The organism is Escherichia sp. E4385, assembly GCF_963883145.1.
Lineage (GTDB): Bacteria > Pseudomonadota > Gammaproteobacteria > Enterobacterales > Enterobacteriaceae > Escherichia.
On sequence record NZ_CAWOOJ010000014.1, the window covers coordinates 1 to 16,453 of the forward strand.

16 protein-coding genes are annotated in these 16,453 nt (G+C 51.8%); 9 read left to right on the top strand and 7 right to left on the bottom strand.

What is annotated here, in order from left to right:
* Window positions 1-406: 406 nt before the first annotated feature.
* The 4 genes from AACS80_RS14485 to AACS80_RS14500 form a co-directional block, all read right to left on the bottom strand.
* Complete coding sequence (locus tag AACS80_RS14485) at window positions 407-817, bottom strand: hypothetical protein (protein WP_138183848.1); 411 nt, start codon at window positions 815-817, stop codon at window positions 407-409.
* A gap of 5 nt (window positions 818-822) precedes the next feature.
* Window positions 823-2,367: a hypothetical protein gene (locus tag AACS80_RS14490; RefSeq protein ID WP_138183849.1), complete on the bottom strand. Its 1,545-nt coding sequence runs from the start codon at window positions 2,365-2,367 to the stop codon at window positions 823-825.
* A gap of 151 nt (window positions 2,368-2,518) precedes the next feature.
* On the bottom strand, window positions 2,519-2,710 hold the full coding sequence (locus AACS80_RS14495; RefSeq protein ID WP_240727080.1) for a hypothetical protein: 192 nt from the start codon (window positions 2,708-2,710) through the stop codon (window positions 2,519-2,521).
* Between the two features lie 274 nt (window positions 2,711-2,984).
* A complete protein-coding gene (locus AACS80_RS14500) occupies window positions 2,985-3,191 on the bottom strand; it encodes a YbfA family protein (protein ID WP_000424924.1) in 207 nt (68 codons plus the stop codon).
* 312 nt (window positions 3,192-3,503) lie between these two features.
* On the opposite strand from AACS80_RS14500, the gene kdpF reads away from it, so the two are divergent.
* The 6 genes from kdpF to kdpE are packed head-to-tail and all read left to right on the top strand — an operon-like array spanning window position 3,504 to window position 11,269.
* Window positions 3,504-3,593, top strand: coding sequence for a K(+)-transporting ATPase subunit F (kdpF, locus tag AACS80_RS14505; protein ID WP_001365534.1), 90 nt, complete (start codon window positions 3,504-3,506; stop codon window positions 3,591-3,593).
* The gene (gene kdpA / locus AACS80_RS14510; RefSeq protein ID WP_135409681.1) at window positions 3,593-5,266 is read left to right on the top strand and encodes a potassium-transporting ATPase subunit KdpA; all 1,674 of its coding nucleotides are present in this window, start codon (window positions 3,593-3,595) and stop codon (window positions 5,264-5,266) included. The genes kdpF and kdpA overlap by 1 nt, the downstream gene beginning before the upstream one ends.
* Window positions 5,267-5,288: 22 nt before the next feature.
* Entirely contained in the window at window positions 5,289-7,337 is a 2,049-nt protein-coding gene (kdpB, locus tag AACS80_RS14515) for a potassium-transporting ATPase subunit KdpB (protein WP_135409680.1), read from the top strand.
* An 8-nt stretch (window positions 7,338-7,345) separates the two neighbouring features.
* A complete protein-coding gene (gene kdpC / locus AACS80_RS14520; RefSeq protein ID WP_135409679.1) occupies window positions 7,346-7,918 on the top strand; it encodes a K(+)-transporting ATPase subunit C in 573 nt (190 codons plus the stop codon).
* A complete protein-coding gene (gene kdpD, locus AACS80_RS14525) occupies window positions 7,911-10,595 on the top strand; it encodes a two-component system sensor histidine kinase KdpD (RefSeq protein WP_131162591.1) in 2,685 nt (894 codons plus the stop codon). Before kdpC ends, kdpD begins: the two co-directional genes overlap by 8 nt.
* Window positions 10,592-11,269 (top strand): two-component system response regulator KdpE, encoded by a 678-nt coding sequence (gene kdpE, locus AACS80_RS14530; RefSeq protein ID WP_130209834.1) that lies wholly within the window; start codon window positions 10,592-10,594, stop codon window positions 11,267-11,269. Before kdpD ends, kdpE begins: the two co-directional genes overlap by 4 nt.
* A 114-nt stretch (window positions 11,270-11,383) precedes the next feature.
* Here the strand turns inward: kdpE and AACS80_RS14535 are convergent, their stop codons facing one another.
* From AACS80_RS14535 to seqA, 3 genes are all read right to left on the bottom strand, one after another.
* Complete coding sequence (locus AACS80_RS14535) at window positions 11,384-11,878, bottom strand: hypothetical protein (protein WP_135409706.1); 495 nt, start codon at window positions 11,876-11,878, stop codon at window positions 11,384-11,386.
* A gap of 182 nt (window positions 11,879-12,060) precedes the next feature.
* On the bottom strand, window positions 12,061-13,701 hold the full coding sequence (gene pgm, locus AACS80_RS14540; protein WP_001295675.1) for a phosphoglucomutase (alpha-D-glucose-1,6-bisphosphate-dependent): 1,641 nt from the start codon (window positions 13,699-13,701) through the stop codon (window positions 12,061-12,063).
* A gap of 28 nt (window positions 13,702-13,729) precedes the next feature.
* Window positions 13,730-14,275 (bottom strand): replication initiation negative regulator SeqA, encoded by a 546-nt coding sequence (gene seqA, locus AACS80_RS14545; protein WP_130209830.1) that lies wholly within the window; start codon window positions 14,273-14,275, stop codon window positions 13,730-13,732.
* Between the two features lie 184 nt (window positions 14,276-14,459).
* On the opposite strand from seqA, the gene ybfF reads away from it, so the two are divergent.
* From ybfF to fldA, 3 genes are all read left to right on the top strand, one after another.
* Window positions 14,460-15,224, top strand: coding sequence for an esterase (gene ybfF / locus AACS80_RS14550; protein ID WP_135409678.1), 765 nt, complete (start codon window positions 14,460-14,462; stop codon window positions 15,222-15,224).
* A 139-nt stretch (window positions 15,225-15,363) separates the two neighbouring features.
* Window positions 15,364-15,657: a LexA regulated protein gene (ybfE, locus tag AACS80_RS14555; RefSeq protein ID WP_064528940.1), complete on the top strand. Its 294-nt coding sequence runs from the start codon at window positions 15,364-15,366 to the stop codon at window positions 15,655-15,657.
* Between the two features lie 139 nt (window positions 15,658-15,796).
* Window positions 15,797-16,327 (top strand): flavodoxin FldA, encoded by a 531-nt coding sequence (fldA, locus tag AACS80_RS14560; protein ID WP_010346538.1) that lies wholly within the window; start codon window positions 15,797-15,799, stop codon window positions 16,325-16,327.
* Window positions 16,328-16,453: the final 126 nt, after the last annotated feature.

Genomic DNA, 16,453 nt, shown 5'->3' on the forward strand with positions numbered 1-16,453 from the left:
ATCTCCACAATGCCGTCCACTGCCAGCGTGAAACGTAATCCTTCTGAGGACATATAACCTCCCTGATAATTAATCAGCCTATATTTACCGTACCCTGCGCTCACTACCATGGCTCTTTACCACAGAAGCCGGAGTTGTTTGGGACCGACTTCCGACAGCAGATCCCGGTGGGCCTGCCACCATCTCTTCACAAGCTTATGCTTATTACATGCAAAACGTCCCGTTTTGCATCTTTGTGCCATGAGCTTCCCTGCCTGTACGATATCCCTCAAAAATAATTTTCCAGTCAATTATTCATGTCTAACTTAAAATCATAAAACATTTAAATTAATAATAAACAAATTCAACCTAGTCGCATCATTATTTTAATAACACGGCATCGATTTCATAAAAAACTGCACAATGGTTATGCAGGCCATTTGCAATCAGTACCATCATTATTATACGCCTCAATATTTTCTTCAAACTCAGTTATTTTTCCACTTATTGACTTATAATAAAACCAATTAAATCTTGCACCTTGTGTGGAAACAACATACGACCCATTAATTTTTCCATTTATAACCTCACTCCATGCATAAGTAAATTCAGAAGGCCTGTCGTCGAAAGTCACTTCTAATTTATTTATAAACGCAAGAGGTATGAATTTTGAGGATTTCTCATAAATCACATAGCCTAAAAAAATATCGCCAGACGATATTTCAACAAACTTTAAATTTGTTTTCCCAGCGCTAAAACAGCCTACCGTTGTTTGTTGTTTAGCCAATAAACTAAAAGGCACCAAAAAAAACAGTAAAACCAATAATTTAACTTTCATATTAATTACTCCAGTTCAGTTATTCGTCTCTCTACAAATGTGGATATGTTTCTTTTTTCTATTCCATATACTTTTCTTTCACCCTCACGCCCTTCCTGAGGAAACGGATGCAGGTCAATTAATTCTTTCGCTCTTCTATAACCTTTTAATGCTTCTTCGTTACTCTTGATTGTACCTCTTCGGGAGCTATCAGGATCATGCCATATCCCCCATCCCAAGGCATATACTTTATTATCATATACGCCACTATCATCAAACAAGAAATCGTCATTCACTTCTTTCTGATTTAAATGCTCGGCAGTAAGTGAGGTAACCAATTTATTAAATAGCGACAACCGTTCATCATAATGATGATACCCTCCATTAATCACTGCTGTAATTTTATTAAAATCATCATTTTTTGCATCTTCATTTATTCTTTTGAATATATTGAAATACCAAAACGCAGATAATACGCAATGTGGGGAGGATATGAGTTTATCTCTTGCGGAATCCGAAGATGTTACGTCCTCATTAATATATTCCCCATAGGCGGTGTAATTACTTTCCCCTGTAACTTGTATTAAGCCTCGGCTATACCACGGACTATATGAAGCTGATTCACCATTAATTTCTTTGGTATATCTAAAATAACCGCTCTCGTGAATAATTTGTGCAAGAAAATGGGCTTTTTCTCTACAAGTGGTCATACCAAACCGAATAAACCCTGCATTTATATCGTAGAGATACCTTTTGAGAAGATCTTCACTTACTGCAGGAGCAACTTTTTTTAATTCATCTAATGTTATATCTCTGTTGCAAGCACACACAGATTTTGAATTAATAGCGTCCAAAAACACAACCGGATGAAAATGCCACACTGCATCATCATTATTAAACGGTGACACTCCGCTCATCCACTCCAGATCCAGCTGCCACTTTTCACAATATGCCACTTCCTCGGTGTCCAGATCTTTATAAAACCCTTCCCAGCGTCCCGTCGGGCGACCGCCGTACCACTCGCTGTGGTGTCTGACTGTCAGATGATTCACCACATTTCTCACCAGGGGTTCACGCACGGTCAGCGCCTGTCTGATCTCTTCCTCCGTCACTTTTCCATCACCGTCCTGATCCATCTCTGCCATCAGCTCACGATAAAAGGGCGGTACCTGCTCATACAGCCACTCATCTCCCTGTTCTGCGGCACGGCTTATTGAGTCAAACGCTTCCGGCACCCATCCTTCGTACGGGCTGTACGTCATGTCACCGCTGCTGTAACGGAGTTGCTGCCCTTTGTAGGGGCCTTTCAGGTAATCATTATTTATCCGGTACGCCGCAATGGTGCCATCGGCCATAAACTGAAGAGGAACCGGTTCTCCGGTAGCGGCGGTATCCGGTTTCAGGGCTGATAACGGATTAGACGCGTCACTGATATGTATCCCGCCGTGCCACAGCCCGTTTCCACCCAGCAGCCAGGTTCCGTGCGCTTCTGCGTCAATAAGCCGCATTATCTCATCCAGTGAGCGGAACTCTTTGCCTTCTTTATCCCTGATGGGATAGCTGATTTTCATCTTCAGTCCTTATCGTGAGAATCTTCCTGGCCGTTGTGGCGGTACCTTATCCTGCTGGAGAGGAGCAAAGGCTTCCTGTACATTTTTCCGTGGAGGCTCCGCCCCCTTCAGTCCCAGCGCTGCCATCTCCATTATCTATCTGCCAGCGCCGTCAGTACCGTCGGTTGCCGCGTCGGTAACGCTGCAGGATATCACCCTGCCAGACTGTCAGCACTGCGCTCTTCTCCAGAAAATCCTCCGCCGTCAGGTCAGACAGTCCGCTGGCGATATCCACATCCAGGATGAACGGTGTGCAGTGGTGCTGGTACAGACGGAAGCTCACCACCGCTGTCGCCATCTCCACGATACCGTCCACCGACAGCGTGAAACGAATCCTTCTGAGGACATATCCCCCCCATAGCTACCGCACTCATGGTTCTAACTCTAAAGACTCATAAGAAAGCCTTAAGTGAGATATCTGTCAGATAAGAACAATTAAGAAAATATTTATATACATTTCATGAATATATATTTCGATTGGTATAACGGTGTCTAAATATTTCTCTGAACATCTTCCTGATACAAAAAAACCGCCAGCGTTTCCGCTGGCGGTTTTCAATGTATTCAGAACTCAACAATCAATAAAAATCGCCGGTTGCCTTTTCGGCCTGATCCATCCACACCGGTTTATCGCTGGTTTTCGACCAGACGCGATGCAGGTAGCTGTAAAAGCGGGCGCGGTCTTTCCAGAAAAGCATGAAAGGCAGCGCCAGAACGCCCGCTGCAACCGCATAAGTACGGCGTAAAAAGATAAGCCATGCAGGATATTCTCTGTAGAGTTCCATACTTTTCTCCCCCTTTTGTATCTAACCGGTGAATGGCACCGGAAAAATGAATTTGTTTATCTGATGAAAATAGTACCGCCTTTTGTGTAATTTTGCTACTCATCCGACCACTTATTTTTGCTTATTGATGGTTTATTTACATTCACCATGTAATTAAGTTACATAAAAGTTAAATTGATACTAATCATTAGTTAAGTCATGGCTTTTGCCATTTTTATACTTTTTTTACACCCCGTCCGCAGATTTTTGCGAAATCTTTGCAGCCAGAATTCTACCCTTCCGGTATCACTTTTAGGCCACTGGAGGTGCACTGTGAGTGCAGGCGTGATAGCCGGCGTGTTGCTGGTGTTTTTATTACTGGGTTATCTGGTTTATGCCCTGATCAATGCGGAGGCGTTCTGATGGCTGCGCAAGGGTTCTTACTGATCGCCACATTTTTACTGGTGTTAATGGTGCTGGCGCGCCCTTTAGGCAGCGGGCTGGCGCGGCTGATTAATGATATTCCTCTTCCCGGTACAGCGGGCGTTGAACGCGTACTCTTTCGTGTACTTGGCGTCTCTGACCGTGAGATGAACTGGAAGCAATATCTCTCTGCCATTCTTGGCCTGAACATGCTGGGGCTGGCGGTGCTGTTTTTTATATTGCTCGGCCAGCACTATCTGCCACTTAATCCACAACAGTTGCCGGGGCTGTCGTGGGATCTGGCGCTGAATACCGCCGTCAGCTTTGTCACTAACACCAACTGGCAATCTTACAGCGGTGAGACCACGTTGAGCTATTTCAGCCAGATGGCGGGCTTAACGGTGCAAAACTTTCTTTCTGCCGCCAGCGGGATTGCGGTGATTTTTGCCCTTATCCGCGCGTTTACCCTCCAGAGCATGAGCACACTCGGGAATGCCTGGGTCGATCTGCTACGCATCACGTTATGGGTGTTAGCCCCTGTGGCGTTGTTGATCGCACTGTTTTTTATTCAACAAGGTGCGCTGCAAAACTTTCAGCCTTATCAGGCTGTGACGACCGTTGAAGGGGCGCAACAAATGTTGCCGATGGGGCCGGTGGCTTCTCAGGAAGCGATCAAAATGCTCGGTACTAACGGCGGTGGCTTCTTTAATGCCAACTCGTCGCATCCGTTTGAAAACCCAACCGCACTGACCAACTTCGTGCAGATGCTGGCGATCTTTTTGATCCCAACAGCGCTGTGCTTTGCCTTTGGTGAAGTGGCGGGCGATCGCCGTCAGGGGCGCATGTTGCTGTGGGCGATGTCGGTGATTTTTGTTATCTGCGTAGGCGTGGTGATGTGGGCAGAAGTTCAGGGTAATCCGCATCTGCTGGCACTGGGCGCGGACAGCAGCATCAATATGGAAGGTAAAGAGAGCCGTTTCGGCGTGCTGGTCAGTAGCCTGTTTGCGGTCGTGACTACGGCGGCTTCCTGTGGCGCGGTGATTGCGATGCATGATTCGTTTACCGCTCTCGGTGGCATGGTGCCGATGTGGTTGATGCAAATTGGTGAAGTGGTATTCGGCGGTGTCGGTTCTGGCCTTTACGGCATGATGCTGTTTGTCCTGCTGGCGGTGTTTATTGCCGGGCTGATGATTGGTCGTACACCGGAATATCTGGGTAAAAAAATCGATGTACGCGAGATGAAATTGACCGCGCTGGCGATTCTGGTCACCCCGACGCTGGTGCTGATGGGCACGGCGCTGGCAATGATGACCGACGCCGGACGTAGCGCCATGCTCAACCCTGGCCCGCATGGTTTTAGCGAAGTGCTGTACGCCGTGTCATCCGCCGCTAACAACAACGGCAGCGCCTTTGCCGGATTAAGCGCCAACTCTCCGTTCTGGAACTGTTTGCTGGCGTTCTGCATGTTTGTAGGTCGCTTCGGGGTGATTATCCCGGTGATGGCAATTGCCGGTTCGCTGGTGAGTAAAAAGAGCCAACCCGCCAGCTCCGGCACGCTGCCAACGCACGGCCCGCTGTTTGTTGGACTATTAATCGGCACCGTGTTGCTGGTTGGCGCACTGACCTTTATCCCTGCCCTGGCGCTTGGTCCGGTGGCGGAATATCTCTCCTGATGATATTGAGTGAGCACTGAATATGAGTCGTAAACAACTGGCGCTATTCGAACCAACACTTGTCGTTCAGGCGCTGAAAGAAGCGGTGAAAAAATTAAACCCGCAGGCGCAATGGCGCAATCCGGTGATGTTTATCGTCTGGATCGGCAGTTTGCTGACCACCTGTATTAGCATCGCGATGGCAAGCGGCGCGATGCCTGGCAATGCGCTGTTTAGCGCGGCAATTAGCGGCTGGCTGTGGGTCACCGTACTGTTCGCTAATTTCGCCGAGGCGCTGGCTGAAGGCCGCAGTAAAGCGCAGGCCAACAGTCTGAAAGGGGTGAAAAAAACTGCCTTTGCCCGCAAGCTGCGTGAGCCGAAATATGGCGCTGCGGCGGACAAAGTTCCCGCCGATCAACTGCGTAAAGGCGATATCGTGCTAGTAGAAGCAGGCGATATTATCCCCTGCGATGGTGAAGTCATTGAAGGGGGCGCATCGGTCGATGAAAGCGCCATCACCGGGGAATCGGCACCGGTGATCCGTGAATCCGGCGGCGATTTTGCCTCCGTCACCGGCGGCACGCGCATTCTTTCTGACTGGCTGGTGATTGAGTGCAGCGTTAACCCCGGCGAGACGTTTCTGGATCGGATGATCGCGATGGTGGAAGGCGCACAGCGACGCAAAACGCCGAACGAGATTGCCCTGACCATCCTGCTGATTGCCCTGACTATCGTCTTTTTACTGGCAACCGCCACGCTGTGGCCGTTTTCCGCGTGGGGCGGTAATGCAGTCAGCGTAACGGTACTGGTGGCGCTGCTGGTCTGTCTGATCCCAACCACTATTGGCGGCCTGTTGTCAGCGATCGGCGTCGCCGGGATGAGTCGGATGCTGGGCGCGAATGTGATTGCCACCAGCGGACGTGCAGTTGAAGCGGCAGGTGACGTTGACGTCCTGTTGCTGGATAAAACCGGCACCATCACGCTGGGTAACCGTCAGGCATCGGAGTTTATCCCCGCGCAGGGCGTAGAGGAAAAAACGCTGGCCGATGCCGCACAACTGGCTTCGCTGGCTGATGAAACGCCGGAAGGCCGCAGTATTGTGATCCTCGCCAAGCAGCGTTTTAACCTGCGCGAGCGCGATGTGCAGTCGCTCCATGCCACCTTTGTACCGTTTACTGCGCAAAGCCGGATGAGCGGGATCAACATCGACAACCGCATGATCCGTAAAGGTTCTGTCGATGCCATTCGCCGCCATGTTGAGGCTAACGGCGGTCACTTCCCTGCCGATGTTGATCACAAAGTCGATCAGGTTGCGCGTCAGGGAGCCACGCCGCTGGTGGTGGTGGAAGGTGCTCGTGTGCTGGGCGTTATTGCGCTGAAAGATATCGTCAAAGGCGGCATTAAAGAGCGTTTCGCGCAACTGCGCCAAATGGGCATTAAAACAGTGATGATTACCGGCGATAACCGTCTGACTGCCGCCGCCATTGCTGCGGAAGCGGGCGTCGATGATTTCCTCGCCGAAGCGACACCGGAGGCCAAGCTGGCATTGATCCGTCAGTATCAGGCGGAGGGCCGTTTAGTGGCGATGACCGGCGATGGCACCAACGATGCTCCGGCTCTGGCGCAGGCCGATGTCGCGGTGGCGATGAACTCCGGTACTCAGGCGGCGAAAGAAGCGGGCAATATGGTGGATCTGGACTCTAACCCGACCAAGTTGATCGAGGTGGTGCATATTGGCAAACAGATGCTGATGACCCGTGGCTCGCTGACCACCTTCAGCATTGCCAACGATGTGGCGAAATACTTCGCCATTATTCCGGCGGCGTTCGCGGCAACGTATCCGCAGTTAAATGCGCTGAATATCATGCGCCTGCATTCGCCCGACTCTGCCATTCTCAGTGCGGTCATTTTCAACGCCTTGATTATCGTCTTTTTGATTCCCCTGGCGTTAAAAGGCGTGAGTTATAAACCGCTTACCGCTTCTGCCATGTTGCGCCGTAACTTATGGATTTACGGTCTGGGTGGGCTGCTGGTGCCGTTTATTGGTATCAAAGTCATTGATTTACTGCTGACCGTTTGCGGTCTGGTGTGAGGTTTACCATGCGTGGATTACGTCCGGTATTATCGACATTTATCTTTCTGTTATTGATTACTGGTGGCGTTTACCCGCTGCTGACCACCGCGCTGGGGCAATGGTGGTTTCCCTGGCAGGCCAATGGTTCGTTGATCCGTGAAGGTGATACGGTGCGCGGTTCGGCATTAATCGGGCAGAATTTTACCGGCAACGGCTATTTTCAGGGTCGCCCGTCGGCAACGGCAGAAATGCCCTATAATCCACAGGCTTCTGGCGGGAGCAATCTGGCGGTCAGTAACCCTGAGCTGGATAAACAGATAGCCGCACGCGTTGCCGCATTACGGGCCGCTAACCCGGATGCCAGCACGAACGTTCCGGTTGAACTGGTGACGGCGTCGGCAAGCGGGCTGGACAATAACATCACCCCGCAAGCGGCGGTCTGGCAGATCCCACGCGTGGCGAAAGCTCGTAATATCAGCGTTGAACAGCTCACGCAACTGATCGCAAAATACAGCCAACAACCGCTGGTGAAATATATCGGCCAGCCGGTCGTCAACATTGTCGAACTCAATCTGGCGCTGGATAAGCTTGATGAATAACGAACCCTTACGTCCCGACCCCGATCGTCTGCTGGAACAAACTGCCGCGCCGCATCGGGGGAAGCTGAAAGTTTTCTTCGGTGCCTGCGCTGGCGTCGGGAAGACCTGGGCGATGCTGGCAGAAGCCCAGCGACTGCGGGCGCAAGGGCTGGATATTGTGGTTGGCGTGGTAGAAACTCACGGGCGGAAAGATACCGCCGCAATGCTGGAAGGGTTGGCTGTTCTGCCGTTAAAACGCCAGGCGTACCGTGGGCGGCATATCAGCGAGTTTGATCTCGATGCCGCCCTCGCCCGCCGTCCGGCGCTGATCTTAATGGACGAACTGGCGCACAGTAATGCGCCAGGTTCTCGTCATCCTAAACGCTGGCAGGACATCGAAGAGCTGCTGGAAGCGGGCATTGATGTTTTCACAACCGTCAACGTTCAGCATCTGGAAAGTCTGAATGATGTGGTCAGCGGCGTCACCGGAATTCAGGTACGGGAAACCGTGCCCGATCCTTTTTTCGATGCCGCCGACGACGTGGTGCTGGTGGACTTGCCCCCGGACGATCTGCGCCAGCGGCTGAAAGAAGGCAAAGTCTATATTGCCGGGCAGGCGGAGCGCGCCATTGAACATTTTTTCCGCAAAGGTAATCTGATCGCCCTGCGCGAGCTGGCACTGCGCCGTACTGCCGATCGCGTAGATGAGCAAATGCGCGCCTGGCGGGGGCATCCTGGCGAAGAAAAAGTCTGGCACACGCGCGACGCGATCCTTTTATGCATCGGACATAACACCGGCAGTGAGAAACTGGTCCGCGCGGCGGCGCGGCTGGCGTCGCGCCTGGGCAGCGTCTGGCACGCGGTGTATGTTGAAACCCCTGCCCTGCACCGCTTACCGGAGAAAAAACGTCGGGCAATTCTCAGCGCCTTACGTCTGGCGCAGGAGCTGGGCGCAGAGACGGCAACACTCTCTGATCCAGCGGAAGAAAAAGCGGTAGTGCGTTATGCCCGTGAACATAATCTCGGCAAGATTATTCTCGGTCGCCCGGCCTCGCGCCGCTGGTGGCGTCGGGAAACGTTTGCTGACCGACTGGCGCGCATCGCCCCCGATCTCGATCAGGTTCTGGTCGCACTTGATGAGCCACCCGCCCGCACGATTAACAACGCGCCGGATAGCCGCTCTTTTAAAGACAAGTGGCGGGTACAGATTCAGGGATGCGTGGTTGCCGCCGCGTTATGCGCCGTTATCACCTTAATTGCCATGCAGTGGCTGATGACGTTTGATGCCGCCAACCTGGTGATGCTGTATCTGCTTGGCGTGGTGGTGGTGGCGCTATTTTATGGACGCTGGCCTTCGGTGGTTGCCACCGTCATTAATGTGGTGAGTTTCGATCTCTTTTTTATCGCCCCACGCGGCACGCTCGCCGTCTCTGATGTGCAATATCTGCTGACCTTCGCGGTGATGTTAACCGTCGGGCTGGTGATCGGGAATCTTACTGCTGGCGTGCGTTATCAGGCGCGGGTAGCCCGTTACCGCGAGCAACGCACACGGCACTTATATGAAATGTCCAAAGCTCTGGCTGTGGGCCGCAGTCCGCAGGACATCGCCGCCACCAGCGAACAATTTATTGCTTCCACGTTTCATGCCCGCAGTCAGGTGTTGTTGCCCGATGACAACGGTAAATTGCAGCCGTTAACACATCCGCAAGGAATGACGCCGTGGGACGATGCCATCGCGCAGTGGAGTTTTGATAAAGGCCTGCCTGCGGGCGCGGGCACCGACACGTTACCCGGCGTACCGTACCAGATTTTGCCGTTAAAAAGCGGCGAGAAAACCTACGGACTGGTGGTGGTGGAACCGGGGAATCTGCGCCAGTTGATGATCCCGGAACAGCAGCGCCTGCTGGAGACGTTTACGCTGTTAGTCGCCAATGCCCTTGAGCGGCTGACGCTGACCGCCAGCGAAGAACAGGCGCGGATGGCAAGCGAACGTGAACAGATCCGCAACGCCCTGCTGGCGGCGCTTTCGCATGATTTACGCACTCCGCTTACGGTGCTGTTCGGTCAGGCAGAAATCTTAACGCTCGATCTGGCAAGCGAAGGATCGCCCCACGCCCGCCAGGCTAGCGAGATTCGTCAGCATGTGCTGAACACTACCCGACTGGTGAATAATCTACTGGATATGGCGCGAATTCAGTCCGGCGGCTTTAATTTGAAGAAAGAGTGGTTAACGCTGGAAGAAGTGGTCGGCAGCGCGCTGCAAATGCTGGAACCGGGTTTATCGTCGCCCATCAATCTTTCTCTGCCAGAACCGCTGACCTTAATCCACGTTGACGGGCCACTCTTTGAACGGGTGCTGATTAATCTGCTGGAGAACGCGGTGAAATACGCGGGTGCGCAGGCCGAAATTGGTATTGATGCCCACGTTGAGGGCGAAAATCTACAACTGGATGTCTGGGATAACGGCCCCGGTCTTCCACCAGGCCAGGAGCAGACGATTTTCGATAAGTTTGCTCGCGGGAATAAAGAGTCGGCGGTACCAGGTGTAGGGCTTGGACTGGCAATTTGTCGGGCGATTGTGGATGTACACGGCGGCACCATTACCGCGTTCAACCGACCGGAAGGTGGTGCTTGTTTTCGTGTTACACTTCCCCAGCAAACTGCCCCTGAACTTGAAGAATTTCATGAGGATATGTGACAAACGTTCTGATTGTTGAAGATGAACAGGCTATTCGTCGCTTTCTGCGCACGGCGCTGGAGGGCGACGGTATGCGCGTCTTTGAAGCCGAAACGCTACAACGGGGGCTGCTGGAAGCGGCGACTCGTAAGCCAGATTTGATTATTCTCGATCTCGGCCTGCCCGATGGCGATGGAATTGAGTTTATCCGCGACCTGCGCCAGTGGAGCGCGGTGCCGGTGATTGTGCTTTCCGCACGTAGCGAAGAGAGCGACAAAATCGCCGCGCTGGACGCCGGAGCGGATGATTATCTGAGTAAGCCGTTTGGCATTGGCGAATTGCAGGCCCGTCTGCGCGTCGCGTTACGCCGCCACTCAGCTACCACCGCGCCCGAGCCAGTGGTGAAATTTTCCGATGTTACCGTCGATTTAGCCGCCCGCGTGATTCACCGTGGTGAGGAAGAAGTACATCTCACGCCTATTGAGTTCCGTCTGCTGGCCGTGCTGCTCAACAATGCCGGAAAAGTGCTCACCCAGCGCCAGTTACTCAACCAGGTATGGGGACCAAACGCGGTCGAACACAGCCACTATTTGCGTATTTATATGGGGCATCTGCGACAAAAACTGGAACAGGATCCCGCTCGCCCCCGCCATTTCATTACTGAAACCGGGATTGGGTATCGGTTTATGCTTTAGGGGCTGAATTTCTGGATGCGGCGTAAACGCTTTATATGGCCTACATATTGCTCCCGTAGGCATGATAAGACGCGCCAGCGTCGCATCAGGCATTGGCTCTCATCGCTAAATATTTTAATACGTATTTATCGCTTTCAACTCTTGCTGGCATTTTTCTGACTGGCAGCGTTGCAACTCAATAATCCCGACATGCATCATCGAACCAAAAAATCCGCTTTCGCTGACATAATCCTCATTAACTATCGGTCGAGTGCCAGGCTTGCCCTGGCAAATCCTCATAAAAAATGAGGTATAGCACTGCCAACCGTGATTTAAACCGATCTTTTCTTGTGCTGACATATCATGAAGATAAGTCACTTCTTTTTCGTTCCCGCCTGACAACTGCCAGCGGCGGGTATAATCAGGTAAGTTATCGCCACGGCAATTTGTTTTACACTGGGAAGGCGCAATATTCACCGCAATGCTACCCGTTAATCCTCTGGTTTTATCCTTAGGAGTCAGTAACCAGTCGCCAGCTATTGATGATTGTTCAGGTTGGGCGCATGCAGTTAGCAGTAATGTGGCGGCAATGAATGCCACTCTGACGACCAGACTCCTTTTGGTCTTCATTTGGAATTCCCTTGAGCTATTCAGTTTGTAGGCAAAGTGCGCTCTGGTCATGCCGGATGCTACAAAATCGCGCAAATTCAATACATTGTACCATCCGCGTAGGCCTGATAAGCGTAGCGCATCAGGCAGTCATAAGTAAAAAAGGGCGATCTTCCGACCGCCCTTTTTCTTATTTAATGTGATTACGCGTTTTTCAGAACTTCGCTAACAATCTCAACCGCTTCTTTCTCGATCTGCTTGCGATGTTCTTCACCGAGGAAGCTTTCGCAGTAGATCTTGTATGCGTCTTCCGTACCTGACGGACGCGCGGCGAACCAGCCGTTGTCAGTCATCACTTTCAGGCCGCCGATAGAAGCACCGTTGCCAGGCGCTGCGGTCAGGCGCGCTGTGATCGGGTCGCCTGCCAGGGTGCTGGCGCTCACCATTTCCGGAGACAGCTTAGACAATGCCGCTTTTTGTGCGGAAGTCGCAGCTGCCTGCAAACGGTTATAGCTCGGCGCACCAAAGCGTTTTGCCAATTCGTTGTAGTGTTCCTGCGGGTTCTTACCGGTGACAGCAGTGATTTCCGCCGCCAGCAGACACATAATGATGCCGTCTTTATCGGTGGACCACGGCGTGCCGTCGAAACGCAGGAAGGAAGCCCCCGCGCTCTCTTCGCCGCCAAAGCCGAAGCTGCCGTCGAACAGTCCATCAACAAACCATTTGAAACCTACCGGTACTTCGACCAGTTTACGGCCCAGGTCATTGACCACACGGTCGATCATCGCAGATGAAACCAGCGTTTTACCGACGGCAACATCTTTGCCCCACTGCGGACGATGTTGGAACAGGTAGTTGATCGCCACCGCCAGGTAGTGGTTCGGGTTCATCAAACCAGCCGGAGTGACGATACCGTGACGGTCATAATCCGGGTCATTGGCAAACGCCAGATCAAACTTATCACGCAGCGCCAGCAGGCCCGCCATCGCACACTCGGAGGAACAGTCCATACGGATTGCGCCGTCTTTATCGAGGTGCATAAAGCGGAAGGTTTGATCGACCTGATCGTTAACAATGGTCAGGTTGAGGTTGTAATACTCGCCAATGCGCTTCCAGTATTCGATACCGGAACCGCCCAACGGATCAACACCCAGCGTCAGGCCAGCTTTCTGAATCGCTGCCATATCAACGATATCGGCCAGACCTTCTACGAACGGTTGCACAAGATCTTGCTCTTTCACATGACCAGATGCCATCGCTTCGTCGAGGGAGATACGCTTCACGCCTTTCAGGCCATCGGCCATCAGCGCGTTGGCCCTGTCTTCCACCACTTTTGTGACATTGGTATCAGCCGGGCCACCATTTGGCGGGTTGTACTTGATACCACCGTCTTCCGGCGGGTTATGGGACGGCGTAATCACGATACCATCTGCAAGCGGTCCACCTTTTTTATTGTGAACCAGAATGGCATTAGAGACGGCCGGTGTTGGAGTGAAGCCATTGTTTTCCTGCACAATAACGTCTACCCCGTTCGCTGCCAGCACTTCCAGTACAGAAATAAACGCAGGTTCGGACAGGGCGTGAGTATCTTTACCCACATAGCAAGGGCCAGTGATGCCGTTTTTCGCCCGTTCTTCGGCAATCGCCTGAGCAATAGCCAGAATATGCGGCTCGTTAAAGCTATGGCGCGCTGCACTGCCACGGTGACCGGAAGTACCGAATTTCACCGCGTGCTCCGCATTCCCTGCTTCTGGTTTCAGTACATAATATTGCGCCGTCAGTTGGGCGACGTTTATCAAATCACTCTGCTGTGCAGGTTGGCCTGCACGATTGTGGATTGCCATTGCTTTGTCCTTTATCTGCAACGTTGTTTTAAATTGTCCCGCAAACCTTTTCAATCAATTCCGCCGGGAATTGCATCGACTGCATGATGTGTTCAATCATGCTGCATTTACGGCCAGTGTTAGTGTTGGTGATCACCCAATACGGCGTGCCTGGCACATGCTTCGGCTTGGTCTGATTACCATTTTTCAGCAGCGTCTGTTCATCTGCTGCAAAGTAAACGCGCGTGCGGCCGTGCAACGATTCCGTTGCCTCGGCAAACGCCTGGGCGTCAAGAGAATATAGTGTAGACAACAGCAGCATAAAGCGATTGACCGCTCGCTTTTGCTCTGCGTATTCATCGGAAAGCAAAAGTTCACGCATCGCGCGCACTTTGTCTTTCACCGTTTTGATCGGCTTCGCTTCGACGATAGCAGGCGACGCAATGCGAACCTCTTTCGTCACCGGAGCAACAGGCTGTGATGCGGCGGAAAACTTCAACATACGCCGTAAAATGTCGGATGCGCTCTCGCCGATATGCTTAGTGTGGCTGGCAATATAGCTGTAGAGTTCATCATCAACTTCAATCGTTTTCATCTTAATCCAGTGCGGTGTCTTAGCTGAATACAAGTCGCCAGGAGTATATGAATAAATCCCGGCAGCGGATAGCGTCAAGCCTGGCTTGCAGAAAAAATCGGATTAAACCTTATTTGTTGCAGCCCTGTGGCACAATGGTCAACATAATACCCTAACCCAACTACACGAAAAAAAGAACTTTGCCATGAAATTGAATATCCGCGCGCAATCTGCACAAAATCAGCATAATAATTCTCCCATCGTCCTCGTCCACGGGTTGTTTGGTAGCCTTGACAACCTCGGCGTGCTGGCGCGCGGCCTGGTAAACGATCACAATATCATCCAGGTTGATATGCGTAACCACGGACTTTCGCCACGAGATCCACACATGAATTACCCGGCGATGGCCCAGGATCTTGTTGATACTCTGAATGCGCTGCAGATCGATAAGGCGACATTTATTGGTCACTCAATGGGTGGTAAAGCTGTGATGGCACTGACCGCGTTGGCGCCCGATCGCATCGAGAAACTGGTAGCGATCGATATCGCGCCGGTGGACTATCACGTACGCCGTCATGATGAAATTTTCGCAGCTATCAACGCGGTCAGTGGATCCGACGCGCAAACGCGCCAACAGGCCGCTGTAGTGATGCGCCAATATATTAATGAAGAGGGCGTGATTCAATTCCTGCTGAAATCTTTTGTTGACGGTGAGTGGCGTTTTAACGTGCCAGTATTATGGGATCAGTATCCACATATTGTTGGCTGGGAGAAGATTCCGGCATGGAACCACCCTGCTCTGTTTATTCCTGGCGGCAATTCCCCGTATGTTACTGAACAGTATCGTGATGATTTGCTGGCACAATTCCCACAAGCACGGGCGCATGTCATTGCAGGCGCGGGGCATTGGGTACACGCAGAAAAACCGGATGCTGTGCTGCGGGCTATCCGTCGCTATCTTAATGATTAACGCAACTGATTAAAAACCCAGCGTCCGCGCGGCATTCCGCGCGTGGGCGTTGGCGAGATTCCTCACGCTGTTGTATTATGGCGGGCTATCCATCCGGGCAGGCGCCTGGCTGATTGTTTCCCCCGAAGTCACCAAGATCATGGCCAAAGAACAAACGGACCGTACGACATTAGATCTGTTCGCGCACGAGCGTCGACCGGGACGACCGAAAACCAATCCGCTTTCGCGCGATGAACAGCTGCGTATTAATAAACGCAACCAGCTAAAACGCGACAAAGTACGTGGCCTTAAGCGTGTCGAACTGAAGCTGAACGCGGAAGCTGTCGAGGCGCTGAACGAGCTGGCGGAGTCGCGCAATATGAGCCGTAGCGAACTGATCGAAGAGATATTGATGCAGCAACTGGCGGCGCTGCGTAACCAGGGCATCGTTTAAATATCCACTTTCGTGTAGCACAGTGTGCAGTCCTGCTCGTTTGCTGATTCCGCAAGACTGCCTGTTCTGCTATGATTGCCTTTATCCGTGGGCAATTTGCCACCCCCATTTCAATAAGTTTCAAGAGGTTATTTCACTCATGGCTATCACTGGCATCTTTTTCGGCAGCGACACCGGTAATACCGAAAATATCGCAAAAATGATTCAAAAACAGCTTGGTAAAGACGTTGCCGATGTCCATGACATTGCAAAAAGCAGCAAAGAAGATCTGGAAGCTTATGACATTCTTCTGCTGGGCATCCCAACCTGGTACTATGGCGAAGCACAGTGTGACTGGGACGACTTCTTCCCGACACTCGAAGAGATTGATTTCAATGGTAAACTGGTTGCGCTGTTTGGCTGTGGCGACCAGGAAGATTACGCAGAATATTTCTGCGACGCCTTAGGCACCATTCGTGACATCATTGAACCGCGCGGCGCGACCATCGTCGGTCACTGGCCAACTGCGGGCTATCATTTCGAAGCATCAAAAGGTCTGGCGGATGATGACCACTTTGTCGGCCTGGCTATCGACGAAGACCGTCAGCCAGAACTGACCGCCGAACGTGTAGAAAAATGGGTAAAACAAATTTCTGAAGAACTGCATCTCGACGAAATTATCAATGCCTGATGTACTGCGGCGTAGACTCATGTCTACGCCGTATTAATAGATAATGCCAATCAAAATAATTGCTACAAATTTGTAACTTTTGCCGTAGTACCTGTACAATGTTCCAGTATTGAAGTGGCCTTACCG

What these genes read in the sequence shown, in the direction of transcription:
- AACS80_RS14485 (WP_138183848.1), bottom strand. Translation starts at nt 817, where the DNA reads ATGAAAGTTAAATTATTGGTTTTACTGTTTTTTTTGGTGCCTTTTAGT.
- AACS80_RS14490 (WP_138183849.1), bottom strand. Translation starts at nt 2,367, where the DNA reads ATGAAAATCAGCTATCCCATCAGGGATAAAGAAGGCAAAGAGTTCCGC.
- AACS80_RS14500 (WP_000424924.1), bottom strand. Translation starts at nt 3,191, where the DNA reads ATGGAACTCTACAGAGAATATCCTGCATGGCTTATCTTTTTACGCCGT.
- kdpA (WP_135409681.1), top strand. Translation starts at nt 3,593, where the DNA reads ATGGCTGCGCAAGGGTTCTTACTGATCGCCACATTTTTACTGGTGTTA.
- kdpB (WP_135409680.1), top strand. Translation starts at nt 5,289, where the DNA reads ATGAGTCGTAAACAACTGGCGCTATTCGAACCAACACTTGTCGTTCAG.
- kdpC (WP_135409679.1), top strand. Translation starts at nt 7,346, where the DNA reads ATGCGTGGATTACGTCCGGTATTATCGACATTTATCTTTCTGTTATTG.
- kdpD (WP_131162591.1), top strand. Translation starts at nt 7,911, where the DNA reads ATGAATAACGAACCCTTACGTCCCGACCCCGATCGTCTGCTGGAACAA.
- AACS80_RS14535 (WP_135409706.1), bottom strand. Translation starts at nt 11,878, where the DNA reads ATGAAGACCAAAAGGAGTCTGGTCGTCAGAGTGGCATTCATTGCCGCC.
- pgm (WP_001295675.1), bottom strand. Translation starts at nt 13,701, where the DNA reads ATGGCAATCCACAATCGTGCAGGCCAACCTGCACAGCAGAGTGATTTG.
- seqA (WP_130209830.1), bottom strand. Translation starts at nt 14,275, where the DNA reads ATGAAAACGATTGAAGTTGATGATGAACTCTACAGCTATATTGCCAGC.
- ybfF (WP_135409678.1), top strand. Translation starts at nt 14,460, where the DNA reads ATGAAATTGAATATCCGCGCGCAATCTGCACAAAATCAGCATAATAAT.
- ybfE (WP_064528940.1), top strand. Translation starts at nt 15,364, where the DNA reads ATGGCCAAAGAACAAACGGACCGTACGACATTAGATCTGTTCGCGCAC.
- fldA (WP_010346538.1), top strand. Translation starts at nt 15,797, where the DNA reads ATGGCTATCACTGGCATCTTTTTCGGCAGCGACACCGGTAATACCGAA.